The organism is Nocardioides maradonensis (assembly GCF_054777115.1).
Genome location: NZ_BAAHAZ010000014.1, coordinates 57,052 through 80,645, shown reverse-complemented (window position 1 = coordinate 80,645; position 23,594 = coordinate 57,052). Strand labels below are relative to the sequence as shown.

Genomic DNA, 23,594 nt, shown 5'->3' with positions numbered 1-23,594 from the left:
GCAACAACGTGTTACAGCGCGAGCGTGCGCAGTGGTGCCGCTACCCGGCCAAAATGACCGAGGCCGCCACCCACGCGGGGTGACGGCCTCAGCAGGAAGCAGGAGGTCAGCGGCTGACCTTGCCGGCCTTCAGGCAGCCGGTGCAGACGTTCAGGCGCTTCGGGGTGCCGTTGACGACGGCGCGCACGCGCTGGATGTTCGGGTCGAAGCGGCGCTTGGTGATCTTGCGCGACCACGGCCGGTTGTTGCCGAAGGACGGCTTCTTGTCGCAGATGTCGCACACGGCGGCCACGGGGACTCCTAGGAGAAAGCTGGATGATCAAGTCGTCGCGTCCGACGAGTCGGCCCACGGGTGGGCAGCAGCACTCTCGGACAACCGGAAGAGCGTAGCCGAGGAGACGCCGCCCGAGGAAATCGCGGGGCACTGTCGGTACCGCCACTAGGGTTACCGACGATGGACGAGCAGGCGACGGCACCGACGAGTGGTGGCATCGAGACCGAGACGGTGCTGCGCTTCGTCGACATCGCGACCGACGCCCTGGCCGCGGCCCGCGAGGAGATCGACCAGCTCAACGTCTACCCGGTGCCGGACGGCGACACCGGCACGAACATGTACCTCACCATCAGCTCCGGCCGCGACGCCGTCCGCGAGGCGACGGGCGGCAGCAGGGCGGAGACCCTCGCCGCGCTCGCCCGTGGCACGCTGCTGGGCGCCCGCGGCAACTCGGGCGTGATCCTGAGCGAGATGATCGGTGCGCTGGTACGCCGGATCGCGGCGACCACCCCCGACGAGCGGTACGCCGCCGTGATGGCCGACGCCCTGAGCCGGGCCGTGACCGCGAGCTATGCCGCCGTCGGCGAGCCCGTCGAGGGCACCATGCTCACCGTCCTGCGGGCCGCCGCGGAGGCGGCCGAGCTCGAGGCGAAGGACCCCACCCGGCGTACCCGCGACGTGTTCACCGCCGCGGCCGCCGCCGCGCGCGAGGCGCTCGGTCACACGACCGAGCAGCTCGAGGCGCTCGCCCGTGCGGGCGTGATCGACGCGGGCGGCCGGGGGATCTGCGTGATCCTCGACGCGGCCGAGACCGCCATCACCGGCAGGCGCCCGATCGCGATCACGAAGCCGCTCGCCCGCAAGACCGCTGCGGCACCCACCCCCGCGCACCCGGCGCCGATCACCGGCGACCTCAGCGCCGACGGTCCGTCGTACGAGGTGATGTTCCTGCTCGACGCCCCCGACGACGTCGCCCCGGACCTGCGCACCACCCTGCGCCGGATCGGCGACTCGGTCGTGGTCGTCGGCGGCGACAGCCTGTGGAACGTCCACGTCCACACCGACGACGTCGGTGCCGCCATCGAGGCCGGGCTCGGCGTCGGCCGGCCGCACCGGATCCGGGTGACCCACTTCGCCGACCAGATCAGCGCCCAGCAGCCCGAGCCCACGCGGCAGACCGGCCGCTCCGTGGTCGCCGTGGCCGCCGGTGAGGGCTTGGCCGACCTGTTCGCCGAGGCCGGCGCGGTCGTCGTCAAGGGCGGTCCCGAGCGCCGCCCCTCGACCGGCGAGCTGCTCGAGGCGATCCTGGCGTGTGGTGCGAGCGAGGTCATCGTGCTGCCCAACGACGAGAACACCATCCGTGCCGCGCAGGCGGCGGCGACCACCGCCGAGGCCGACCACCACGGCATCCGGGTGGCGGTCATCCCGACGCACGCACAGGTGCAGGGGCTCGCCGCGGTCGCGGTCCACGAGCCGAGCCGCGGCTTCGACCAGGACGTCACCGAGATGACCGCGACCGCGCGCCACGTCCGCCACGGCGCGGTCACCGTCGCGGCCCGGCAGGCCTTCACCTCCGCCGGCCCGTGCGAGGTCGGCGACATCCTCGGCGTGGTCGCCGGCGACTTCGCCGTCGTCGGTCAGGACCTGCGCTCGGTGGCCGAGGAGGTCCTCGGCCGGCTGATGGCCGCCGGTGGCGAGCTGGTGACGATCGTCAGCGGCTCCGACCCCGCCGACCCCGCGCTCGCCGAGGCGCTCGCCAGCTGGGCCGAGGAGCACCACCCCGGCATCGATGCCGTCGTCTACGCGGGAGGCCAGGAGCGCTACCCGCTCCTGCTGTCCGTCGAATGAGCCTCGGATGATCGACCTCGACTCCTCCCTCACCGCGGTCCTCGGCGCGACCACGCCGGCCAAGCGCGCCAGGATCGAGAAGGGTCTCGGCCTGCGCACCGTGGGCGACCTGCTCCGGCACTTCCCGCGGCGCTACCTGGAGACCGGCTCGCTCACCAAGATCGAGGACCTCCAGGTCGGCCAGATGCTCTGCGTGGTCGGCGAGATCGACCGGTGCGAGATCAAGACCTACACCGACCGGCGCACCGGCCGCCCGGCGTACCGCGTCGAGGCGATCCTGCGCACCGACGGCCCGCGCCTGAAGATGACCTTCTTCGCCAAGAACAAGGGCACCGCGGGCTGGCACTCGCGGCGGGTCGCCGAGGGCAACCGCGGCGTCTTCCTCGGCAAGGCCGAGCAGTTCCGCGACCAGTGGCAGCTGACCAACCCGCAGATGACGATCTTCGGCCTCGCCGACTCCGAGGAGCCCGACGGCGAGACCTTCCAGCCCGACGAGATCGGCCCGCTGTTCCCGATCTACCCGCTCACCAAGGGCGTCGAGACCTGGGACCTCGCCCGCGCCGTGCGCTTCGCGCTCACCGTCGTCGACGAGATCCCCGAGGTGCTGCCCGAGCAGATCCGCGAGGCGTACGACGTCCTGCCGATCCACGACGCCTACCGGTGGGTCCACATGCCCGAGGAGCGCCCGCAGATCGGGCGGGCCCACCACCGGTTCCGGTTCGAGGAGGCGCTGGTCACGCAGGTGCTGCTCGGCCGCCGGCGCCGGGCGCTGCGGGCCCTGGGCGCGACCCCGCGGACCGGTGGCGACGGCCTGCTCGCGGCCTTCGACAAGACCCTCCCGTTCACGCTGACCGAGGGCCAGCGCGAGGTGGGGGAGCAGGTCGAGCGCGACCTGGCCCAGCCGCACCCGATGAACCGCCTGCTGCAGGGTGAGGTCGGCTCCGGCAAGACGCTCGTGGCCCTCCGCGCGATGCTCCGGGTCGTCGACTCCGGCGGCCAGGCCGCCCTGCTGGCGCCCACCGAGGTGCTCGCCCAGCAGCACCACCGCTCGATCGTGGCCATGCTCGGCGAGCTCGCCGAGGGCGGCACCCTGCTCGGGTCCGGCGTCGGCACCCAGGTCGAGCTGCTCACCGGCTCGATGACCAAGTCCCAGCGCACACCGGTCCTCTCCCGGATCGTGAGCGGCGACGCGGGCATCGTCATCGGCACGCACGCCCTGCTCACCGACCAGGTGATGTTCCACGACCTCGGCCTGGTCGTGGTCGACGAGCAGCACCGCTTCGGCGTGGAGCAGCGCGCGGCGCTGACCGAGAAGGCCGAGAACCCGCCGCACGTGCTGGTGATGACGGCGACGCCGATCCCGCGGACGGTCGCCATGACCGTGTTCGGCGACCTCGAGGTCTCGACCCTCCGCGAGCTGCCGGCCGGCCGCGCGCCGATCCAGTCCACCGTCGTACCCCTCGCGGACCAGCCGGCCTGGCTCGACCGGGTCTGGGCACGGATCCGCGAGGAGGTCGAGAAGGGGCACCAGGTCTACGTCGTGTGCCCGCGCATCTCCGCCGAGCAGGCCGACGAGGGCTGGGTCGACGAGGTCCAGTACGACGAGGACGGCAACGAGATCCCGCGGCCGGCCCAGCCCGCGACCGTCGAGGACCTCTTCCCGCGGCTGCAGGAGGGCCCGCTGGCCGGGTTGCGGCTCGCCAAGCTGCATGGCCGGATGCCGACCGACGAGAAGGACGCCACCATGCGGGCCTTCGCCGCCGGCGAGGTCGACGTGCTCATCTCCACGACCGTCATCGAGGTCGGCGTCGACGTCGCCAACGCGACCACGATGGTGATCCTCGACGCCGACCGGTTCGGCGTCTCCCAGCTGCACCAGCTGCGCGGCCGCGTCGGTCGTGGCGGGCTCCCCGGGCTCTGCCTCCTGGTCACCCAGTCGGAGGCACTGAGTGACGCGCGCGGCCGGCTCGACGCGGTCGCCTCCACGACGGACGGCTTCTTCCTGAGCCGGGTCGACCTGGAGATGCGTCGTGAGGGAGACGTGCTCGGCGCCTCCCAGTCCGGCCGGCGCTCGAGCCTGGAGAACCTCCGCGTCCTCCGCGACGAGGACACCATCGTCGCGGCCCGCAGGGCAGCCGAGTCCCTGCTCGACACCGACCCGGACCTCGCCGGCGCGCCGCTCCTCGCCGAGCGGGTCGACGAGCTCGAGCGCTCCCAGCAGGCCGACTTCGTGGACAAGAGCTGATGACCCGGATCATCGGAGGATCCGCGGGCGGGCGCCGGATCGAGACCCCCAAGGGCGATGCCACGCGGCCCACCAGCGACCGGGTGCGCGAGGCGCTGTTCTCGACCTTGGAGGCCTGGTTCGAGGGCAGCCTCAGCCGCATCACCGTCCTCGACCTGTACGCCGGATCGGGCGCGATCGGGCTCGAGGCGGCGTCCCGGGGCGCGTCCCGCGTGGTCGCCGTGGAGTCCGACCGAGCCACCGCCCAGCTCGTCCAGCGCAACGCCCGCTCGCTCGGCACGACCGGCGCCGCGGTGGAGGTGGCCAACCAGCCGGTCGCCCGATTCCTGGCCCAGCCCGCCCGGGTGACGGCCGACCTCGTGTTCCTCGACCCGCCGTACCCCCTGACCGAGGACGACCTGGCGATCGACCTGCGGCTGCTCGTCGAGCACGGCTGGCTCGCCGAGGACGCCCTCGTCGTGGTCGAGCGGTCCCGGCGCAGCCCCGAGCCCACCTGGCCCACCGGCCTGCAAGCTCTCAGCGGCAAGCGCGGCATGAAGAAGTACGGCGAGACGAACCTCTGGTTCGCCGCACCACTAGCCTGATCCCATGACGCGCGCGGTGTGCCCCGGCTCCTTCGACCCGGTCACCAACGGCCACGTCGACATCTTCCGCAGGGCCTCGGGCCTCTTCGACGAGCTGATCGTCGCGACGGGCACGAACATCTCCAAGAGCAGGATGTTCGACCCCGAGGAGCGGATGGAGATGCTGCGCGAGGCCTGCGCGGACCTCCCGAACGTCTCCGTCATGGGCTTCACGGGCCTGATCGTGGACTTCTGCCGCGAGGTGGGGGCCCAGGCCATCGTCAAGGGCCTGCGGGGCGGCAACGACTACGAGTACGAGCTGCCCATGGCGCAGATGAACTCCCACCTCACCGGTGTGGAGACGGTCTTCGTGCCGACCACGGCGAGCCTCGGGTACGTCTCCTCGAGCCTGGTCAAGGAGGTCGCCTCGCTCGGCGGCGACGTCTCGGGTCTGGTGCCGGATGCGGTCCTCGCCCGCCTCACGAAGCGTCTCGGCTGACCCTGCAACCGATCGGCGCCGGCGCGCATCGCACGGGGTGAGCCACCACCCCGAGGAGATCGCCATGAGGTTCCGCCGCCCGTCCATCGCCGTCACCGCCCTCCTCGGCGCCGCGCTCGCGGCCGTGCCGTTCGTCCACCCCGGTGGTGCTGCACCGGTCGCCGAGGCCGCCCAGGTCGTTCCCGCCGCCCCGAGCGGCTTCCTCGCCGTCGTCTCCACCCTCACGCCGGCGAGCGACGGCAGCGGCTACCTCCAAGGCCTGCAGCGCCTCGTCGTCGTGCACCCTGATGGCAGCCAGACGGTCGTGCGCACGGCGCACCCCGACCCGCACACCGGCGACGGCGCCCTGCAGCTGCTCGACCAGTCCGGCGACGGCCGCGTGGCCCTGGTCCAGGAGTTCGGCGGCGCGCGTACCCGCCTCTCCACCGTCGACACGGCCACCGGCCGCACGACCCACCGCCTGCCCGCCGTCAGCCGCCTGCTCGGGGCGCTGCTGGAGCCGGACGGCAGCGGCGTGCTCGAGATCCGGCAGTCCGCCGTCGGCTACCACGACCAGCTGGCCCGCACGAGCTGGGACGGCACCGTCACGGCCCGCACCTGGGTGCGTACGTCGGCCGTGTGGCTGTCCGCCGACGGCGACGTGCTGGTGCCGACGACGGGCAGCCGGCACGCTCTGCGGCTCTTCGACGGCCGCACCGGCGCGTTGGACCACGTGATCGCGACCGGCGGGCGGGACTGCCGCCCGGTCCGCTCCTACGACGCCACCTCCGTGCTGCTGGGGTGCACGACGGGCGAGGACTTCGCCGGCGGCACCCTCTTCCGCCTGGACCCGGCGGTCGGCACCCTGACCGCGGTCACGCGGCCGCACCCGGCCGACGACCGGTTCTACGGCGACATCGACGCCCGGGTCACGCCGCGCGGCACCTTCGTCCAGGAGGCCGGTCCGTGCGGCTGGTCCTGGTTCACCCGCCAGGCGGCCGAGGGCACGCTGCAGGTGAACCGGGTCCGCGGGGTCCGCGGCGAGGTCGACCTGGTCGGGACCCTCGGGTCGCGCCCGGTCGTCCTCGACACCGCCAGCTGCGACACCACCGACGTGCCGCGACAGGTGCTGGCGACGTACGACCCGCGCACCCACCGCCAGCACGTGCTGCGGTCCTGGAGCGCCGGCCACGAGGTCGGGCCCGTCGTACCCTTGGGGGAGCGGCGGGTCACCAGCTGATCCGATGCGGGCCGCCGGATCCCTGATTTGGCCGCCCGTCGGCGCCGCCACTAACATTGAGCCGATCTGCTGTGCCCGGACCTGGAAGTGAACCCTTGAACCCCCTGGACCCGAGAGCGCCGCTCGTGCTCGATACACGCGAGCTCGGACGCCGCCCGGGGTCACAGACCCAAGTGTCACGGACAGTGCCGGCTCCAGCTGATCTGGGCATCGAAGTCCTTGCTGTTCCCGAAGGCGCGCCGGTCGACCTCGACCTGCGTCTCGAGGCAGTCATGGAGGGCGTGCTCGTCACCGGTGAGGCTCAGGCCGACCTGGAGGGCGAGTGCGTGCGCTGCCTGGAGGGGATCCACGACGAGATCGCGGTGAGCTTCCAGGAGCTGTACGTCTACGACGACTCCCGTGACCACCTCCGCGGGGCCGACGAGGACGAGGATGTCCGGGTGCTCCAGGACGACCTGCTCGACCTGGAGCCCGTGCTGCGGGATGCGGTGGTGCTCGCACTGCCGTTCCAGCCGCTGTGCCAACCGGACTGTCCCGGGTTGTGCCCCGAGTGCGGGGTGCGCCTGGCCGATGACCCGGACCACGCACACGAGGCGGCGATCGACCCGCGGTGGTCGGCCCTCCAGGGCCTGACCGACCAGGACTGAAGACCAAGAACCAAGGGAGAAGACAGTGGCTGTTCCGAAGCGGAAGATGTCGCGCAGCAACACGCGGCACCGTCGCTCGGCGTGGAAGGCCGTTGCCCCCACGCTGGTGACCTGCGCGAACCCGGCCTGTGGCGCCAAGCACCTCCCGCACCGTGCCTGCGGCACCTGCGGTCAGTACGGCGCTCGCGCCGAGCGTCGTCAGGTTCTCTGACCCTCCCTTGCCGGGAAGCGGAATCTACGACGAGCTGCGTCGCGCGCTCGGGGATCCAGTCCTGGACCCCGAGCTGCTCGACCGCGCCCTGACGCACCGGTCCTACGCCTACGAGAACGGCGGGCTGCCGACCAACGAGCGGCTCGAGTTCCTCGGGGACTCGGTGCTGGGCGTCGTCGTGACCGAGACGCTCTACCGCACCCACCCCGACCTGCCCGAGGGCAGGCTGGCGAAGCTGCGGGCCGCGGTCGTCAACGCCCGCGCGCTCGCCGAGGTCGCGAAGCAGCTCGACCTCGGCCCCCACATCAAGCTCGGCCGCGGTGAGGAGACCACCGGCGGCCGGCAGAAGGCGTCGATCCTCTCCGACACCGTCGAGGCCGTGATCGGCGCCGTCCACCTCAGCGGTGGCATCGAGGTCTCCTCCGCGGTGGTCCACCGGCTGTTCGACCCGCTCATCGAGGCGGCGTCGCAGCTCGGCGCCGGCCTGGACTGGAAGACGTCCCTCCAGGAGCTCGCCGCCGAGCACGCCCTCGGCGTACCGGAGTACGTCATCGAGGACGACGGCCCCGACCACCTCAAGACCTTCACCGCGCAGGTGCGCGTCGCCGGCAAGCTCTACGGCAACGGCCACGGCCGGTCCAAGAAGGAGGCCGAGCAGGGCGCCGCGCAGACGGCGTACGGCGAGATCTCCGCCAGCTTCTCCTCCGACGGCATTGCCTGAGCTCCCCGAGGTCGAGGTCGTCCGGCGCGGCCTCGAGCGGCACGTCGTCGGCTCGACCATCGCGCACGTCGACGTGCTCCACGACCGACCCGTCCGCCGGCACGCCACCGGTGCCTCCGGGTTCGCCGCCGACCTGACCGGCCGCCGGGTCGAGGCCGCGCGCCGCCGGGGCAAGTACCTCTGGCTCCCGCTCGATGACGGCAACGCCATCCTGGCCCACCTCGGGATGAGCGGTCAGATGCTCGTCCAGCCCGCCGGAGTACCGGACGAGAGGCACCTGCGCGTCCGCTTCTCCTTGGACGCCGGGCCCCAGCTGCGGTTCGTCGACCAGCGCATGTTCGGCGGGCTCAGCGTCGCCGTCGGGGGAGCGGAGCTGCCCCACGAGATCGCGCACATCGCCCGCGACCCGCTCGACCCCGCGTTCGACGACGCCGCGTTCGTGGCGCGGCTGCGCCGGCGCACCTCCGGGGTGAAGCGGCTGCTGCTCGACCAGACGCTGGTCTCCGGCGTCGGCAACATCTACGCCGACGAGGCGCTGTGGCGGGCTCGGCTGCACGGGGAGCGCCCCGGCGATCGGCTCACCCGGGCCCAGGGGGCCGAGCTGCTCGGGCACGTCCGCGACGTGATGACCGAGGCGCTGGCGCAGGGCGGCACCTCCTTCGACGCCCTCTACGTCAACGTGAACGGGCAGTCCGGCTACTTCGAGCGCTCGCTCAACGCCTACGGCCGCGAGGACGAGCCCTGCCGTCGGTGCGGTACGCCGATGCGGCGGATCGCCTTCATGAACCGCTCCTCCTACTTCTGCCCGCGCTGCCAGCCCGCCCCGCGCCGCCCGCGCGTGGTGTGACGCATTTGACCCGGGCCTCGTGGAGTGGGACTCTGGTAGACGGTCCTGTCGGACCATCCCCCATCGCGAACCGGAAGGTCACTTCATGGCAAAGGCGCTGATCGGTCACCTGAACAGCGACCTCCGCGACCCGCGACTCGCGGTCGACAATGCTCGACTGCGCAACCGGGTTGCCGAGTTGGAGTCCCTCGTTCTCCGCCTCTCCGAGGAGAACGACCGCCTCATGGCCGCGCACGCGGCAGACATCCTCACCGCCGACCCGGCAGCGAGCATGCAATTGGCATAGGGCCGAGCGCGTCGCTGCTCGTGCTCCATCGCTGGGTTCACCCCGTCGCTGACGCTCCGGTGTGAACCCAGCCTCAGTCGCGCAGCGCCACGCTGCCGGCCATCGGCTGGCTTGAGATGACAACGACCGCGGGATCAGATCCCGCGGTCGTTTCGTCATGCCCGGATGAGGGCGGCGGTCAGTGTGCCGGCTCCCCCCGTGGCTTCATCGGCAGCAGGAACGCCGCGAGGAACGCCACGCCGTAGAGGGCGACGGTCACCCACAGCACCCGGCTGGTCGCGGTCTCCCAGCCGTGCTGCGGCAGCAGGTGGAAGAGCACCGTGCCGAGCACCGCCACGCCGAGCGCGCCGGCGAACTGCTGCACCGCGTTGAGCAGCCCCGAGCCCGACCCGACCTCGGTGTCGCCGAGGTCGGCGAGCACGATGTCGAACAACGGCGCGAAGATCAGGCCGCTCCCGAACCCGGCGACCAGGAACGGTCCGGTCAGGTGCCAGGCGCTGGCGCCGAAGCCCAGGCCGGGCACCAGGAGCGCGAACCAGATCATCGCGACGATGGTGATCGCCAGGCCGATGTGCAGCACGTGCCGGCCCAGCTTGGGGCCGAGCAGCGCACCGGAGAGCGCGGCCGCGAAGGACAGGCCGACGGCGTACGGCGTCTGCGCGATCGCGGCGTGCTGCGCCGAGTAGCCCAGGCCGTACTGAAGGAACAGGTTGCCCACCAGCCCGAAGCCGACCATCGACACGAAGAACGTGCCCAGGAAGACCAGGCCCGCGAGGTAGCCGCGGTGGCCGAAGAGGGACGGCTCGATGACCGGGTGGTCGGTGCGTCGCTCGCTCCACGCGAAGATCCCGAAGAGCACGATCGAGGCGACGATGACGCCGTACAGCCAGGTCGGCCAGCCCAGGTCGCGGCCCTGGACCAGGGCGTAGATCAGGCCGCCGCAGGCGACGGTGACGAGGAGCGAGCCGAGCGGGTCGAGCCGTGCGCCCTCCGTCCTCGGGACGTCGGGCAGGAACCGCCACGCGATGAACCCGCCGACCAGGCCGATGGGGACGTTGATCAGGAAGATCGCGCGCCAGCCGGTGCCGGCGATGTCGGCGTGGATGAGGAAGCCCGCCAGGATCGGTCCGAGCACCGCCGAGAGGCCCATGATCGGGCCGAACGGGATGAACGCCTTCTGCAGCTCGTCCTCGGGGAAGGACTGCTTCACCATGGCGAAGCCCTGCGGGATCATCGTGGCGCCGAACAGGCCCTGCAGCGCCCGGAACACGATGAGCGAGGTCGGGTCGGGGGCAAGACCGCACGCCAGCGACGACAGCGCGAAGCCGGTCATCCCGATGATGAACATGGGCCGGCGGCCGACGATGTCGCCGACCCGGGCCGAGGTGATCAGGCCGACAGCGAACGCCAGCGTGTACGCCGCCAGGATCCACTGCAGGGTGGTGTCCGAGCCGCCGATGTCCTTGCGGATGGAGGGGCCGGCGAGCTGGGCGATGGTGCCGTCGATCAGGTCCATGACGTCGGCGATGATCACCACCGCCATCACGAACCAGCGGTGGCGGTAGGCCGCCTCGGTGATGGTGGTGGTGCGGGGGAGGGCGTCAGCGGTACTCACGCGTCGGCTCCTTTCTGGAACAGTGTTCGTTTTGAACGAACACTGTTCTACTCACGAACGGCGTTCGTGTCAACTGGTAGGGTGGGGTCATGGCGGAACGGCAGTGGCGGGCAGGGCCCGTGAACATCCGGGTGACGACTCCTGAGCCGCCCAAGGAGCGGCTGAGCCGCGAGCGGATCGTCGACACCGCGCTCGCGCAGATGGCCGAGGACGGGTACGACGCGGTCTCGATGCGCTCGATCGCCCGGGCCCTCGGCACCGGCCCCGCCTCGATGTACGCGCACGTGGCGAACAAGGACGAGCTCGACCAGCTCGTGATCGACCGGATCGCCTCCTTGGTGCCGCTGCCGGAACCCGATCCCGAGCGGTGGCGCGAGCAGACCAAGCAGCTGCTGCGCGACACCCTGGCGGCGTACCGCGCCCACCCGGGGTCGGCCCGCGCGGCGCTGGCGGCGATCCCGACCGGTGAGGGTGGCCTGACGGTGGCCGAGGCGTCGATGGCGGTGCTGCTGGCCGGGGGTATCGGACCGCAGGCGGCGGCCTGGTTCTGCGACCTGAGCGCCCTCTACGTCAGCGGGATCGCGGCCGAGGAGAGCATCTGGGCGCAGCGCGCCCGGGTGGCCGCGGCGTCCGGTGTCGAGCTGGACGAGCACGCGGTCGTCGCCGAGGTCCAGCGCGTCTTCGCCGAGCTGCCGCCGGCACGGTTCCCCATGCTCTCGACGTACGCCGACGCGCTGACCAGCGGCACGGGCGACGAGCGCTTCGAGTTCGGCCTCGACGTCCTCATCGCGGGCCTCGAGGTGGTCTCCGAGCGGATGGCTAGGGGCTGACCCGACCGGACGGGAGGGCGCGCACCCGGTCGATGGCCATCTCGGGCAGGGAGCGGATCGTCGCGCGTCGCTGGTGACGCTGGGTGACCATGGAGCCGAGACGGCGCCGCTTGAAGATGATCGTGTCGCGCACGATCACGTGCCGGTAGCCGCGCGCCATCGTCTCGATCGAGAACTGCAGGTCCTCGAGCGCGAACCCGCCCGGGATGTCGCGGCTGGCGTACGGCACGTCCAGGTGCGCCTGGCGGGGCGAGACGCACAGCGCGTCGTAGTAGCCGCGCAGGTACAGGAAGTACGGCGTGAACAGCTTGGAGTCCTGCTCGAGGTTGCGGTTGACCGCGATGTTGCGGTCGAAGACGATCTCCAGCTCGGGGCTCGCGACCAGCCGCTCGCCGTCCTGAGCGCCGGCCTTCACGACCGCCAGCGCCTCGGCCAGCCAGTTCTCGCTGAACAGGTCGTCGGCGTCCAGGAACGCGACGAAGTCGCCCTCGGCCCGGGCGATCGCGGCGTTGCGGGCGCGCCCCTGGTCACCTACGTCGACGGTGAGCTTCTCCCATTCGGCGAACCGGGGCTGGCGGAAGTAGCGGTCGGCCCGCGGGGTGGCGCGGTCGAGGACGATGAGCAGCTGCACGGTGTGGCCGTGCCGGCGCGCCTCGGCGACGGCCAGCTCGGCGGACCGCATCGTGGGTCCGGCGACGAGGCTCTCCGCGTGCGCGGTGACGATCAGGGACAGGTCGGTCATCGGGCGCTCCCGGGGAGGATCCAGGCCAGCAGGTCCTCGGCGGAGAGGTCCTTCGGCGTCCGGATGGCCTCGGCGTCCTCGGGGCCGATCAGGTAGTGCGCGATCAGGTCGTCGCGCAGGCCCGGGGTGCCCGTCATCACGCCGGCGAGGTGGTCGAAGGCGGGGTAGAGCCAGCGCGCGCCCGCCCCGACGGACCAGCCCTCCGAGGTGTCGTCGGCGACGCCGAGGGAGAGGAACATCCGCTCCGACGCGGCGAGCGGGCGACCGTAGGGCTCCAGGCAGCGCAGCATCAGCTCGGAGTCGGCGCCGACGACCGCCTCGGCGCGCAGCGAGCGGAGCAGGCCGACGAACGCCTCCTCGGCCATCTTCGGCCCGACGTTGCGCAGGTGGTGGGCGAGGTCGACCTCGCGCACGCCCGCCGGGTGCAGCCCCTCCCGGGCGAGGCCGGAGCGGTCGGTGTAGAGCAGCAGCACCTGGTCGGGGTCGACGTACGGCGCCAGCGTGGTGGTGAGGTACGCCGCCCGCCGGGCCGCCGCGCCCTTCGCCCGCCCGACGACGAGCACCAGGCGCGCCGGGCGCAGTCCGGCATCGTCGTGCGCGGCGTGGATCGCGGCCGCGGCGCGGCCCACGTACTCGTTGCGGAACGGAATCTGGTGCACCCGGGTGGTCGCCGGCCAGACCTCGTCGATGAGTGGCTCGAGCTCGGCCGCCCGGGCCAGCATCGCGCCGAGCGTGCCGGTGCGCAGCCGCTCGGTCATGTCCTCGCGCAGCGTCGCGATCTCCTCGGCGACCTCCTGCGGGGTGAGGCCGAGCACGGGGGCGAGCGCCTCGATGCTGTCGGCCGGGTCGGCGATCTCGCCCGCCGCACGGCCCTCGCGCAGCCAGGCGACGTACGGCGACCTACCGCCGTCACGTCGCTCCGGGTGCCGCTCGAGGTAGTGCGCCATCGAGAACCCGGGCTCCGGCGCCGCCTTCGCGGACGCGCCAGCGGCCAGGAACGCGGCCACCGGGTCGCCGTACGTCTCGAGGTCGGGGAGGCCCGCCTGCAGGCCGTGGTGGTGCAGGTCCAGGTGCTCGCGCACGAGGCGGTGGTCGTCGTCGTCCTCCGTGGCGAGTGCCTCGGCGCGGGCGACCCAGGCGTCGACGTCCTCGCCGTACCGCGTGCCGCTCTCGAGGTCCTCCACGAGCTCCGGGACGGGCTCGCTCCTGCTGCCGCGGCGCAACCTGCGGCCCGCTGCCTCCCACACCATGATCCGAAGCGTAGTGACGTGTCGGAAGGGCCACGGACGGATCCCGGGTTAGGCTGAGTGCGCTGTCCTTCCCCCGCAGGGCCTTGAGTAGATTGACCGGCTCCGCGACGCGCGCTCGACCGTATGCCGAAGGGACCCAGCGTTGTACCTGAAGAGCCTCACCCTCAAGGGGTTCAAGTCCTTCGCGTCCGCGACGACCCTGCAGTTGGAGCCCGGTATCACGTGCATCGTGGGCCCGAACGGCTCGGGCAAGTCCAACGTCGTCGACGCGCTCGCCTGGGTGATGGGCGAGGCCAGCGCCAAGAGCCTGCGCGGCGGCAAGATGGACGACGTCATCTTCGCCGGCACGGCCGGGCGTCCGCCGCTGGGCCGCGCCGAGGTGCTGCTCACCATCGACAACTCCGACGGCGCGCTGCCGATCGAGTACGCCGAGGTGACGATCAGCCGGACGATGTTCCGCACCGGCGGCTCCGAGTACGCCATCAACGGCACCACCTGCCGGCTGCTGGACGTCCAGGAGCTGCTCAGCGACTCCGGCATCGGCCGCGAGATGCACGTGATCGTCGGCCAGGGCCAGCTCGACACCATCCTGCACGCCACCCCGGAGGACCGGCGCGGCTTCATCGAGGAGGCCGCGGGCGTCCTCAAGCACCGCAAGCGCAAGGAGAAGGCGCTGCGGAAGCTGGACTCCACCGAGGGGAACCTGCACCGGCTCAACGACCTGCTCAGCGAGATCCGGCGGCAGCTCAAGCCGCTCGGCCGGCAGGCGGAGGTCGCCCGGCGGGCGGCGACCGTGCAGGCCGACGTACGCGACGCGAAGGCGCGCCTGCTGGCCGACGACCTCGTCACCGCCCGTACGTCGCTGGCGCAGGAGCTCGCCGACGAGTCCGTGCTCACCCAGCGCCGCCAGGAGGTCGAGGCGGCCGTCGCCGCGGCCCGCGAGCAGGAGGCGAGGCTCGAGGAGGCGCTGCGCGAGGACCTGCCCGCCCTGGCCGCCGCGCAGGAGAACGTCGCCGCCCTCAACGCCCTGCGCGAACGGCTGCGCGGGACGCACAGCCTGGCCTCCGAGCGGGTCCGCAACGCGGCCGGGGTCACCGAGACCGAGGTCGAGTCCGGCCGCGACCCCGACGAGCTCGAGGCCGAGGCGACCCGGCTCGCCGAGCAGGAGGCCGAGATCACGGCGCTCGTCGCCGAGCACCAGACCGCCCTCGAGCAGGCCGTCGAGGCCCGCAAGGCCGCCGAGGTGGCCGCGGCCGAGGAGGAGCGGCGGGTCGCCGGTCTGCTCCGGGCCGCCGCCGACCGGCGCGAGGGTCTCGCCCGGCTGCACGGCCAGGTCGAGACACTCCGCTCGAAGGTCAGCTCCGCCGAGGACGAGCTCGGCCGGCTCGAGACCGCCCGCACCGACGCACTCGCGCGGGCCGAGCGGGCCCAGCGCGACTTCACCGCGCTCGAGACCAAGGTCGCCGGCCTCGACGCCGGCGAGGAGGGGCTCGACGCCGAGCACGAGGCCGCGGTCGCCGCGCTCGACGACCTGGACGACCGGCTCGCCAAGCTGCGCGAGGAGGCCCAGCAGGCTGACCGCGACAAGTCCGCCCTCGGCGCCCGCAAGGAGGCCCTCGAGCTGGGTCTCGCCCGCAAGGACGGCGCAGGCGCGCTGCTCGCCGCCAGCGACGAGGTGTCGGGGCTCCTCGGCTCGGTCGCGGCGCTGGTGACGGTGCGGTCCGGCTACGAGGCGGCCGTCGCGGCCGCCCTGGGTGCCGCTGCGGACGCCGTGGCCGTGGCGGACTCGTCCGCCGCCGTGGGCGCGCTGACCCACCTCAAGACCGACGACCTGGGCCGCGCGGGGCTGCTGCTCGGCGGGGGAGACGTGGACCGGTCGGACTGGCCGGCGCTCCCCGCCGGTGTCACGTACGCCGCCGACGTCATCGAGTGCCCCGCGACCGTGCGTGCCTCCCTGACCCGGCTGCTGCACAAGACCGCCGTCGTGGGCGACCTGTCCGAGGCACAGGCGCTCGTCGGCGACCTGCCCGACGTGGTCGCGGTGACGCGCGACGGCGACCTGCTCGGCGCCCACTTCGCGTCCGGTGGTTCCTCGGCCCAGCAGAGCCTGCTGGAGATCCAGGCGGCCGTCGACGAGGCCACCGAGGCCCTCGCCGAGGCCGTCGCCGCCTCCGAGCGGCTCGGCTTCGACCTGGCCCGCCTCGAGTCCGAGCGGGTCGAGGCGCAGCAGCGGGTCGACGTCGCGCTCGCCCGCCTGCACGAGTCCGACGCCACGCTCGCCGCCGTCGCCGAGGAGCTCGGCCAGCACGGCTCGCTCGCCCGATCCGCGCGGGCCGAGGCCGAGCGGCTGGCCGAGGCGATGAGCAAGGCCGAGACCAACCGCGAGCAGGCCCTGGTCGGGCTCGCCGAGCTCGAGCAGCGCCTCGCCACCGCCGAGGAGGGCGGCGAGGAGGAGCCCGACACCACCGAGCAGGAGCGGCTCGTCGAGGCGACCCGCGCCGCGCGCCAGACCGAGATGGAGTCGCGGCTCGCGCTGCGCACCTCCGAGGAGCGGGCCCGGGCGCTGCACGGCCGGGTGGACCAGATGCGACGTGCCGCCGCGGCCGAGCGGGAGGCCCGCGCCAAGGCGGCCGCCCGCCGCGAGCGGCTGCTCGCCGAGGGCCGCACCGGGTCGGCGGTCGCTTCAGCAGCGGCGTACGTCATCGAGCGGCTGGAGGTCTCCATCGGGCTCGCCGCCGCCGAGCGGCAGGCCGTCGAGGACGCCCGGCGCGAGCGCGAGCAGGCGCTGGTCACGGTCCGTGGGACGCTGCGCGACCTCGGCAAGGAGCTGGAGGAGCTGGTCAGCTCGGTGCACCGCGACGAGCTCGCGCGAGCCCAGCAGCGGATGCGGATCGAGCAGCTCGAGACCAAGGCGCTCGAGGAGCTCGGGCTGGAGGTCGACGGGCTGGTCGCGGAGTACGGGCCGGACCGACCGGTGCCGGTCCTCGCGCCCGACGCCGACCCCGAGGCGGATCCCGAGCTCGTGCCCTACGTCCGCGAGGAGCAGGCCAAGCGGCTCAAGAACGCCGAGAAGGCGCTCGCCATGCTGGGCCGGGTCAACCCGCTCGCGCTGGAGGAGTTCACGGCGATGGAGGAGCGCCACCAGTTCCTCTCCGAGCAGCTGGAGGACCTCCGCCAGACCCGCAAGGACCTCCTCGACATCGTCAAGGACGTCGACGTCAAGGTCGAGCAGGTCTTCACCGAGGCGTGGGAGGACGTGCGGGTCGCCTTCGACCACGTCTTCGCGCGGCTGTTCCCGGGCGGCGAGGGGCGACTGGTCCTCACCGACCCGAACGACATGCTCACCACCGGCATCGAGGTGGAGGCCCGTCCCGCCGGGAAGAAGGTCAAGCGACTCTCGCTGCTCTCCGGCGGCGAGCGCTCGCTGGTCGCAGTGGCGTTCCTGGTCTCGCTGTTCAAGGCCCGGCCCTCGCCGTTCTACATCCTCGACGAGGTCGAGGCGGCGTTGGACGACACGAACCTCGGGCGCCTGCTGGAGATCTACGAGGAGCTGCGGGCGCACTCGCAGCTGCTGGTGATCACCCACCAGAAGCGGACGATGGAGGTTGGTGACGCCCTCTACGGTGTCACCATGCGTGGCGACGGTGTGTCTGCGGTGATCAGCCAGCGGCTGCGCGACGACCAGAGCGCGTGACCGGCCTGGCAGAGCCGCCGGTCGCAGGGGAGCGTCGGGTCCCGCTGCGCGTCGAGGTGCAGGTGCTGCGCGCCGTCGCGGTGCTCGGCGTCGTGCTCAACCACCTGTGGCCCCGGATCTTCCACGGCGGCTACATCGGCGTCGACATCTTCTTCGTCATCTCCGGCTACCTGATCAGCGGCCAGCTTCTGCACGAGCTGCGCACCACGAAGCGGATCGGCATCCTGCGGTTCTGGGCACGGAGGGCGCGTCGGCTGCTCCCGGCCAGCATGCTCGTGCTCGTCGTCGCGACGATCGGCACGGTACTGCTGCTCCCCAAGCCGATGTGGGAGGAGGTGATGCGCCAGATCGTGTCGTCGGCGCTGTACTTCCAGAACTGGACGCTCGCCCACAACGCCACTGACTACTTCCGCTCGGCGCAGTCGCCGTCGCCGGTCACGCACTACTGGTCGCTGTCGCTGGAGGAGCAGTTCTACCTGGGCTGGCCGCTGCTGGCCTGGCTCGCCTACACCCTCTTCCGCGTCGTACGACGGCCGCGGGCCGGTGTCTTCCTGGCGTTCACGGCGGTCGCCGTGGCGTCGTACGTCGTGTCGATCCACCTCACCCGCACCGACCCGCACGCGGCGTACTTCGCCACCCAGACCCGGATCTGGGAGCTCGCGGTCGGCGGGGTGCTCGCGCACTTCCCGGTGCAACGCTGGCTGCGGCTGCCGGTCGCGGCGATCGGGTGGGTCGCCATCCTCGGCTCGATGTACTTCCTCACCGAGACCACGCCGATCCCCGGGGCGGTCGCGATCGTCCCGGTCCTCGGCACGGCGCTGGTGATCTGGTGCGGCGACGGCTTCCCGGGGCTCGTGCCGCGGTTCGTCCGGCTCGCCCGCGGGGTCAGCCTGCAGCTCGGCCGGATCTCCTACTCGCTCTACCTGTGGCACTGGCCCCTCATCGTGCTCGTGCCCTACGCCACCGGCCACCCGCTCACCGACTGGGAGAAGGGCGACGTGCTCCTGGCGTCGCTCGGCATCGCCTGGATCAGCACCGGCCTGGTGGAGGACCGGGTGCGCACCGCGTCGTGGTTGAACCGGGGCAGCCCGCTGCGGTCGCTCGCTCCCGGTGCCATCGCGATGGCCGGTGTCGTGGTGCTGGCGAGCTCGTTCACCCAGCAGGTGGACACCCAGGTGTCGCGCGCGACCGCGACCGTCAACGCCGCCGCCAGCTCGCCGGCGCCCTGCTTCGGCGCCCGCGCGATCGCCAACGGCTGCGCGAACCCGCACTACCTCAGGTACCGCGACTCGGCGCTGCTCACCAGCCAGAGCTACAGCGACCGGCTGCACGGCGGCTCGGAGTGCATGCAGGACCAGGACAAGGCGGGAGTGGTGAGCTGCAGCTTCGGTGTGCCGCCCGCGGCCGCCACCCATCGCATCGCTCTCGTCGGCGACTCGCACGCGCGGCACTGGGCGCCGGCCCTCGACCAGCTCGCGATCGAGCACAACTGGAACGTCGTGCTCATCAGCAAGGGCTCGTGCCCGCTGGACACCGCGCCCGTGACCACCACGCGCTACCCCGAGGACGCCGCGAGCTGCCACCAGTGGGTACGCGCGGTCATGGACCGGCTCGAGCACGACCGCTCGATCGACGTCGTCGTGACCTCGTCGAGCAGCCGGCGCTACCTGGTGCAGGGCGCGGCGCCCGGTCACAACCGGGCTCCGCTGAAGACCGGCTTCCGCTCCGCGTGGAGCCAGCTCGCCCGGACGGGCAAGGCGGTGGTCGTCATCGGCGACGTACCGGCGATGAACCAGGGTGACCTGCCCACCTGCGTCGCGAGGGCGAAGACCCGCACCGACCCGTGCTGGGTGGCGCGCGGCGCCGCGCTGACGCCGGACCCGATGCTGCAGGCCGCCGCCGAGTCGACGAGCAAGCGCGTGTTCTCGGTCAGCCTCAACCGGTTCTTCTGCGACAGGTCGCGCTGCCACAGCGTGATCGGTGGCGTCGTGGCGTGGGCCGACGAGAACCACATCATCGGCTACTTCGCCCGGACCCTGGCGCCGTACCTGGACCCCGCGATGCAGAGGGCTATCGTCTCGCTGCGTGAGCGATGAGCGCGTACGCCGGACCCGCGGCGACTACTCCGCCTGGCGGCAGGCGACGACGCGGTGGGCCGACGTCGACGTCTACGGGCACCTCAACAACGCCCGCTACTTCGAGCTGATCGACACCGCCGTCAACGCGCACCTGGCCGAGGCGTCGGGCGTCGACATCCGCACCCTTCCGCAGATCGGCGTCGTCGCGGAGGTCTCGTGCCGCTACTTCGCGGAGATGGGCTACCCGGCGCCGATCGACCTCGGGCTCGCGGTCGAGCGGATCGGCACGTCCTCGATCGTCTACCGGGTCGGGATGTTCCAGGGGGACGGCGACCTGGTGAGCGCCGAGGGCCGGTTCGTGCACGTGTACGTCGACAACACCGACCCCGCCCGCCCCTCGACGCCGATCCCGGACGTCATCCGGGACGCGGTCAGCCCGCTGCTCCGACCAGCTCCCTGAGCTCGGCGTACCGCTCGGGGCTGAGGCCCTGGTGGGTCGTGGTCGCCGACGTACGGCGCGACCCGGTGAACAGGGGAGCGCCGTCGAGGTAGCGGCGCTCGACCTCGGCGTTGCCCGCCGCCCACCGGGCCGCGAAGGCGTCGAGGACGTCGTCGGGCAGCGTGAGGACGGGGCCGCGCGGCAGCGTCGCGAGCCGGTCGACGACGGCCAGGTTGTCGATCGCGCCGGGCTTGGCGCCCTTCGCCACGGCGGCCACGTTGAGCAGCCGGAGCAGCTCGACCGCCTCCGCGTCGAGGCTCTCGTTGCGGCGTACGTCCTCGGTCTGCGGCACGGCGACCGGCAGGTCCACGGCCGCGACGAGGTCACCGATGAGCGTGCCGCCGGCGAACCGGTCGCGCTGAAACGGCCGGACGACGACGCGGGCCGGGGCCATGGCCTCCTCCCACATCGCCAGCCGCCGCGCGTAGTCGTAGAGGTCGCTGTGGTCGCGGGCCGCGAACTCGGCGAGCGTCGCGGTCTCGCCGACCTTCACCGACTGCTGGTAGCGGCTGACCAGGTGCTCGTCCTGGGGGCGCAGGTAGACCAGCACGGTGCGCTGGCGCGCCACCCGGTCCAGCTGCTCCCGGAGTCGCCGCAGCGCCACCGGACCGAGGGCGTAGAGCCCCTCGTCGGAGAAGAGCACGCGGTCGGGCCGGACCTCCCGGACCTCCTCGACGAGGGCCGTCTCGTGGTGCGCCCGGTACGCCGCCGGGTCGGTGTGCCCGCCACGCTGCCAGACCAGCGAGCCGACGAGGTGCTGGTCGAGCTTCGCAGAGTGGCCGAGGTGCGTGTGCCGCACCGGGCCCATCGCCCGCGGGTAGAGCACGCCGCCCGCCGCGAGCTCGCCGCGGTGGTCGGCGAGGAACCGCTGGATGGCGGAGGTCCCGGTCTTGCCGGTGCCGATGTGCAGCACCACCTCACGCGCCCGGGGACCCTTCCGCCACATGACCCCCATTGTGGTGGCCGTGCCAGAATGCGCGCGTGGCAGGCGCTCCGAAGTCCCTCACCGCCCGGATCCGCCGCCTCCGCAGGGGTACGCCGGTCGAGGCGGGCCCCGTCCGGCCCAGCACCATGGGCGAGGCGTTCGACGCCGCGGTGGCCCGCGCACGGGCCCAGCAGCTGCCGGCCGGCGTCGACCCCGACTACGACCTGGTCCGCGAGCACTTCGACGACGTCCACTACCTGCTCCAGATCCGCGAGCCCGGCAACCGGCCCGACGGCGACCTCATCGAGCACTTCCTGGAGGGCGGCGCCGACGCGCCGTACTCGCCGGAGCCAGGGTTCGGCATGCCGGTCTACCTCGCCCGCCACCCACGTCGGCGCGAGGGCCGCGAGAGCCCGTACGTCGGCTGGCTGCGCGAGGGCCGCGCCGCCGGTGAGATCGGCGACCCCACCGTCGGCCTGGCCCGGGTCGCGCCCGTCCTCGGCATGACGCCCCCCGAGCTGGCCGAGCGGCTCGGCGAGGTGCGCGACGACCTCACCGAGCGGCTGCGGTACGGCGTGCTCGGCGAGCAGCTCGCGAAGGCGGCCGCCATCGAGCCGCTGATCAGCTCCACCTGGGCGGCCACCACCCAGCCCCGCATCCAGCCGGTCAACGCGCCCGAGATCACCGACCAGGTCGTCGCGCTGCACGCCTGCCAGGAGCAGGCCGGCTACGCCCGCGCCCGGTTGGTCTTCGTCATCAACCGCCCACGCTGGGGCTCGGGCCGCCGGATCGAGGGCCACATCGCGCACGCGCTGCGGGACCGGGTCGCGCCCGAGGACGTCGTGGTCATCTACACCGACCAGGGCGGCAGCAGCCCGGAGGGCAGGTTCCCCGCCGGCGTACGGGAGATCGACTTCGCCGCCGCGGCGCGTGAGCTGACGCCGCCGCAGCGCGCGCGGGTGCTGGTCGAGCTGATCCGGTCGCTGCGCGCGGAGGCGGTCCTCAACATCAACTCCCGCGTCCTGTACGACGCCCTCGGCCCCTACGGCCGCGCGCTCGCGGCGTCGGAGCGGATCTTCCCGGTCATGTTCTGCAACGAGCAGCTCACCGAGACCGAGTGGGGCGGCTGGAGCCTCAAGCACTTCTACCGCGTGATCGACAACGTGCCGGCGGTGATCACCGACAGCCAGTTCCTCAAGGACGAGCTGACCGACCGCAACCTGCTCCCCGACGAGGTCCGCGACCGGATCCACGTGTTCCGGGCCCCGGTCGAGCCTGCGATCCCGCTCGCGCCGGTCCCCGAGGCCGTGCCGGGCCGGCGGCCGCAGGTCTACTGGTCGGGTCGGTGGGACCGGCAGAAGCGGGTCGACCTGGTGATGCGGATCGCGCGCCAGCTGCCGGACGTCGACTTCCACCTGTGGGGGGAGCGCGTGCTGCAGGGCGACCCGATCTCCGACGTCCCGGACAACGTGACGCTCGAGGGCCGCTACGCCAGCTTCGCCGACCTCGACCTCGGGCGCGCCGACGCCTGGCTCTACACCTCCGCCTGGGACGGCGTACCGCAGCTGCTGCTCGAGGTCGCGATGACCGGCATCCCGATCGTGGCCAGCGTCGTCGGCGGGGTCGGCGAGCTGCTGCCCGACGACGAGGCCTGGCCGATCCGCGAGGTCGACGACCCGGCGGCGTACGCCGGTGCGATCCGGGCGATCCTCGCCGACCCCGGTGACGCCCGCGCCCGTGCCCGCCGGCTGCGGGAGAGGCTCCTCGTCGAGCGCAGCGAGCAGGCGTACGCCGAGGCCGCCGCCGCCCTGCTGCTGGAGGACGCCCGATGACCGACCTGACCGTCGTCGTCACCGCGCACGACGAGACCACGGTCTGCGGGCCGACCATGCTCGCTGCCGACGACTCGATCGCCGAGGCCCGCGCGCGCGGGATCACGGTCCAGTCGGTCATCGCGCTCGACCGTCCCACCGACGCCACCGCGGCGTACTTCGCCCAGGACCGGTTCGCGCACTGGGAGCGGCGCACCTACGACCACGGCGACCTGGGCCGGGTCCGCAACGCGCTGCTGCCGGAGACCGACGGGCGCTTCATCGCGTTCCTCGACGCCGACGACCTGTTCAGCGAGAACTGGTTGGCCGAGAGCGTGGCCCGGCTGTTGCGGGCCGAGGAGGCGGGGGAGCGCGTCATCGCCCACCCCGAGCTCAACATCTTCTTCGACGGCATCACCTCGGTGCTGGTCAACCTCGACCAGACCTCGCCGCTGTTCACGCCGCAGTACTTCTACTTCCGCAACTACTACGACTCGCTCTGCCTGGCGCCGCGCGAGGCCCACCTCGAGCACGCCTACGTCTCGCGGGACATCCCCAACGGGTTGTCGTTCCAGGACTTCCAGTTCAGCATCGAGACGATGGGCGCCGGCTGGGAGCACGTCGTCGTGCGCGACACGATCATCTTCAAGCGTCGCCGCGACTTCTCGCTCGTCGTGGAGAGCAGCACCCGCCGGTCGATCGTGCGCGCGCTGCCCGAGATGGCCATCGACCGGGTGCGCGACCTGGGACGCCGCTGACCGGACCGCACCCCCGCGTGTGGTTGCATGAC

General features: G+C 72.6%; 21 protein-coding genes. 16 read left to right on the top strand and 5 right to left on the bottom strand.

Annotated features, from left to right (window positions below):
* Positions 1–106: 106 nt before the first annotated feature.
* Positions 107–292 (bottom strand): 50S ribosomal protein L28, encoded by a 186-nt coding sequence (gene rpmB / locus ACYVAQ_RS16980; RefSeq protein WP_460791594.1) that lies wholly within the window; start codon positions 290–292, stop codon positions 107–109.
* Positions 293–454: 162 nt separating this feature from the next.
* Between rpmB and ACYVAQ_RS16975 the strand changes: the two genes are divergently transcribed.
* From ACYVAQ_RS16975 to ACYVAQ_RS16930, 10 genes are all read left to right on the top strand, one after another.
* A complete protein-coding gene (locus ACYVAQ_RS16975) occupies positions 455–2,122 on the top strand; it encodes a DAK2 domain-containing protein (protein ID WP_460791593.1) in 1,668 nt (555 codons plus the stop codon).
* Between the two features lie 7 nt (positions 2,123–2,129).
* Positions 2,130–4,367: an ATP-dependent DNA helicase RecG gene (locus ACYVAQ_RS16970; protein WP_460791592.1), complete on the top strand. Its 2,238-nt coding sequence runs from the start codon at positions 2,130–2,132 to the stop codon at positions 4,365–4,367.
* Positions 4,367–4,951, top strand: coding sequence for a 16S rRNA (guanine(966)-N(2))-methyltransferase RsmD (gene rsmD / locus ACYVAQ_RS16965; protein ID WP_460791591.1), 585 nt, complete (start codon positions 4,367–4,369; stop codon positions 4,949–4,951). Before ACYVAQ_RS16970 ends, rsmD begins: the two co-directional genes overlap by 1 nt.
* 4 nt (positions 4,952–4,955) lie before the next feature.
* A complete protein-coding gene (gene coaD, locus ACYVAQ_RS16960) occupies positions 4,956–5,429 on the top strand; it encodes a pantetheine-phosphate adenylyltransferase (RefSeq protein ID WP_460791590.1) in 474 nt (157 codons plus the stop codon).
* A gap of 64 nt (positions 5,430–5,493) precedes the next feature.
* Positions 5,494–6,648, top strand: a complete 1,155-nt coding sequence (locus tag ACYVAQ_RS16955; protein WP_460791589.1) for a hypothetical protein — start codon at positions 5,494–5,496, stop codon at positions 6,646–6,648.
* 95 nt (positions 6,649–6,743) lie between these two features.
* Positions 6,744–7,295, top strand: coding sequence for a YceD family protein (locus ACYVAQ_RS16950; protein ID WP_460791588.1), 552 nt, complete (start codon positions 6,744–6,746; stop codon positions 7,293–7,295).
* A 25-nt stretch (positions 7,296–7,320) separates the two neighbouring features.
* Positions 7,321–7,506 carry a 50S ribosomal protein L32 gene (rpmF, locus tag ACYVAQ_RS16945; protein ID WP_460791587.1) on the top strand — a complete coding sequence of 62 codons (186 nt, stop codon included), beginning with the start codon at positions 7,321–7,323 and terminating at the stop codon, positions 7,504–7,506.
* A 7-nt stretch (positions 7,507–7,513) separates the two neighbouring features.
* Positions 7,514–8,227, top strand: coding sequence for a ribonuclease III (rnc, locus tag ACYVAQ_RS16940; protein WP_460791586.1), 714 nt, complete (start codon positions 7,514–7,516; stop codon positions 8,225–8,227).
* Positions 8,220–9,074 (top strand): bifunctional DNA-formamidopyrimidine glycosylase/DNA-(apurinic or apyrimidinic site) lyase, encoded by an 855-nt coding sequence (gene mutM / locus ACYVAQ_RS16935; RefSeq protein WP_460791585.1) that lies wholly within the window; start codon positions 8,220–8,222, stop codon positions 9,072–9,074. The genes rnc and mutM overlap by 8 nt, the downstream gene beginning before the upstream one ends.
* 85 nt (positions 9,075–9,159) lie before the next feature.
* On the top strand, positions 9,160–9,360 hold the full coding sequence (locus ACYVAQ_RS16930; protein ID WP_460791584.1) for a hypothetical protein: 201 nt from the start codon (positions 9,160–9,162) through the stop codon (positions 9,358–9,360).
* A 178-nt stretch (positions 9,361–9,538) separates the two neighbouring features.
* Here ACYVAQ_RS16930 and ACYVAQ_RS16925 read toward each other — a convergent pair whose 3' ends face one another.
* On the bottom strand, positions 9,539–10,975 hold the full coding sequence (locus tag ACYVAQ_RS16925; protein WP_460791583.1) for an MFS transporter: 1,437 nt from the start codon (positions 10,973–10,975) through the stop codon (positions 9,539–9,541).
* A gap of 89 nt (positions 10,976–11,064) precedes the next feature.
* Between ACYVAQ_RS16925 and ACYVAQ_RS16920 the strand changes: the two genes are divergently transcribed.
* A complete protein-coding gene (locus tag ACYVAQ_RS16920) occupies positions 11,065–11,805 on the top strand; it encodes a TetR/AcrR family transcriptional regulator (RefSeq protein ID WP_460791582.1) in 741 nt (246 codons plus the stop codon).
* Here the strand turns inward: ACYVAQ_RS16920 and ACYVAQ_RS16915 are convergent.
* Both ACYVAQ_RS16915 and ACYVAQ_RS16910 read right to left on the bottom strand, forming a co-directional pair.
* Positions 11,795–12,547 (bottom strand): glycosyltransferase family A protein, encoded by a 753-nt coding sequence (locus ACYVAQ_RS16915; protein WP_460791581.1) that lies wholly within the window; start codon positions 12,545–12,547, stop codon positions 11,795–11,797. The two genes, ACYVAQ_RS16920 and ACYVAQ_RS16915, sit on opposite strands and share 11 nt — an antisense overlap.
* A complete protein-coding gene (locus ACYVAQ_RS16910) occupies positions 12,544–13,797 on the bottom strand; it encodes a hypothetical protein (protein WP_460791580.1) in 1,254 nt (417 codons plus the stop codon). Before ACYVAQ_RS16910 ends, ACYVAQ_RS16915 begins: the two co-directional genes overlap by 4 nt.
* 142 nt (positions 13,798–13,939) lie before the next feature.
* Here ACYVAQ_RS16910 and smc point away from each other — a divergent pair, with 142 nt between their 5' ends.
* Genes smc through ACYVAQ_RS16895 form a run of 3 tightly spaced genes read left to right on the top strand, consistent with a single transcriptional unit; the run spans position 13,940 to position 20,029 of the window.
* A complete protein-coding gene (smc, locus tag ACYVAQ_RS16905) occupies positions 13,940–17,491 on the top strand; it encodes a chromosome segregation protein SMC (protein ID WP_460791579.1) in 3,552 nt (1,183 codons plus the stop codon).
* Positions 17,488–19,587: an acyltransferase family protein gene (locus ACYVAQ_RS16900; RefSeq protein ID WP_460791578.1), complete on the top strand. Its 2,100-nt coding sequence runs from the start codon at positions 17,488–17,490 to the stop codon at positions 19,585–19,587. The genes smc and ACYVAQ_RS16900 overlap by 4 nt, the downstream gene beginning before the upstream one ends.
* Positions 19,577–20,029 (top strand): acyl-CoA thioesterase, encoded by a 453-nt coding sequence (locus ACYVAQ_RS16895; protein ID WP_460791577.1) that lies wholly within the window; start codon positions 19,577–19,579, stop codon positions 20,027–20,029. The genes ACYVAQ_RS16900 and ACYVAQ_RS16895 overlap by 11 nt, the downstream gene beginning before the upstream one ends.
* Here the strand turns inward: ACYVAQ_RS16895 and ACYVAQ_RS16890 are convergent.
* Positions 20,001–21,014 carry a hypothetical protein gene (locus ACYVAQ_RS16890; RefSeq protein WP_460791576.1) on the bottom strand — a complete coding sequence of 338 codons (1,014 nt, stop codon included), beginning with the start codon at positions 21,012–21,014 and terminating at the stop codon, positions 20,001–20,003. The genes ACYVAQ_RS16895 and ACYVAQ_RS16890 overlap by 29 nt on opposite strands.
* 35 nt (positions 21,015–21,049) lie before the next feature.
* Here ACYVAQ_RS16890 and ACYVAQ_RS16885 point away from each other — a divergent pair, with 35 nt between their 5' ends.
* Entirely contained in the window at positions 21,050–22,825 is a 1,776-nt protein-coding gene (locus ACYVAQ_RS16885; protein WP_460791575.1) for a glycosyltransferase family 4 protein, read from the top strand.
* On the top strand, positions 22,822–23,562 hold the full coding sequence (locus ACYVAQ_RS16880; protein ID WP_460791574.1) for a glycosyltransferase family 2 protein: 741 nt from the start codon (positions 22,822–22,824) through the stop codon (positions 23,560–23,562). Before ACYVAQ_RS16885 ends, ACYVAQ_RS16880 begins: the two co-directional genes overlap by 4 nt.
* The last annotated feature ends 32 nt before the right edge of the window (positions 23,563–23,594 follow it).

What these genes read in the sequence shown, in the direction of transcription:
- ACYVAQ_RS16955 (WP_460791589.1), top strand. Translation starts at nt 5,494, where the DNA reads ATGAGGTTCCGCCGCCCGTCCATCGCCGTCACCGCCCTCCTCGGCGCC.
- ACYVAQ_RS16910 (WP_460791580.1), bottom strand. Translation starts at nt 13,797, where the DNA reads ATGGTGTGGGAGGCAGCGGGCCGCAGGTTGCGCCGCGGCAGCAGGAGC.
- ACYVAQ_RS16915 (WP_460791581.1), bottom strand. Translation starts at nt 12,547, where the DNA reads ATGACCGACCTGTCCCTGATCGTCACCGCGCACGCGGAGAGCCTCGTC.
- ACYVAQ_RS16970 (WP_460791592.1), top strand. Translation starts at nt 2,130, where the DNA reads ATGATCGACCTCGACTCCTCCCTCACCGCGGTCCTCGGCGCGACCACG.
- ACYVAQ_RS16880 (WP_460791574.1), top strand. Translation starts at nt 22,822, where the DNA reads ATGACCGACCTGACCGTCGTCGTCACCGCGCACGACGAGACCACGGTC.
- coaD (WP_460791590.1), top strand. Translation starts at nt 4,956, where the DNA reads ATGACGCGCGCGGTGTGCCCCGGCTCCTTCGACCCGGTCACCAACGGC.
- ACYVAQ_RS16930 (WP_460791584.1), top strand. Translation starts at nt 9,160, where the DNA reads ATGGCAAAGGCGCTGATCGGTCACCTGAACAGCGACCTCCGCGACCCG.
- ACYVAQ_RS16890 (WP_460791576.1), bottom strand. Translation starts at nt 21,014, where the DNA reads ATGTGGCGGAAGGGTCCCCGGGCGCGTGAGGTGGTGCTGCACATCGGC.
- rsmD (WP_460791591.1), top strand. Translation starts at nt 4,367, where the DNA reads ATGACCCGGATCATCGGAGGATCCGCGGGCGGGCGCCGGATCGAGACC.
- ACYVAQ_RS16920 (WP_460791582.1), top strand. Translation starts at nt 11,065, where the DNA reads ATGGCGGAACGGCAGTGGCGGGCAGGGCCCGTGAACATCCGGGTGACG.
- ACYVAQ_RS16975 (WP_460791593.1), top strand. Translation starts at nt 455, where the DNA reads ATGGACGAGCAGGCGACGGCACCGACGAGTGGTGGCATCGAGACCGAG.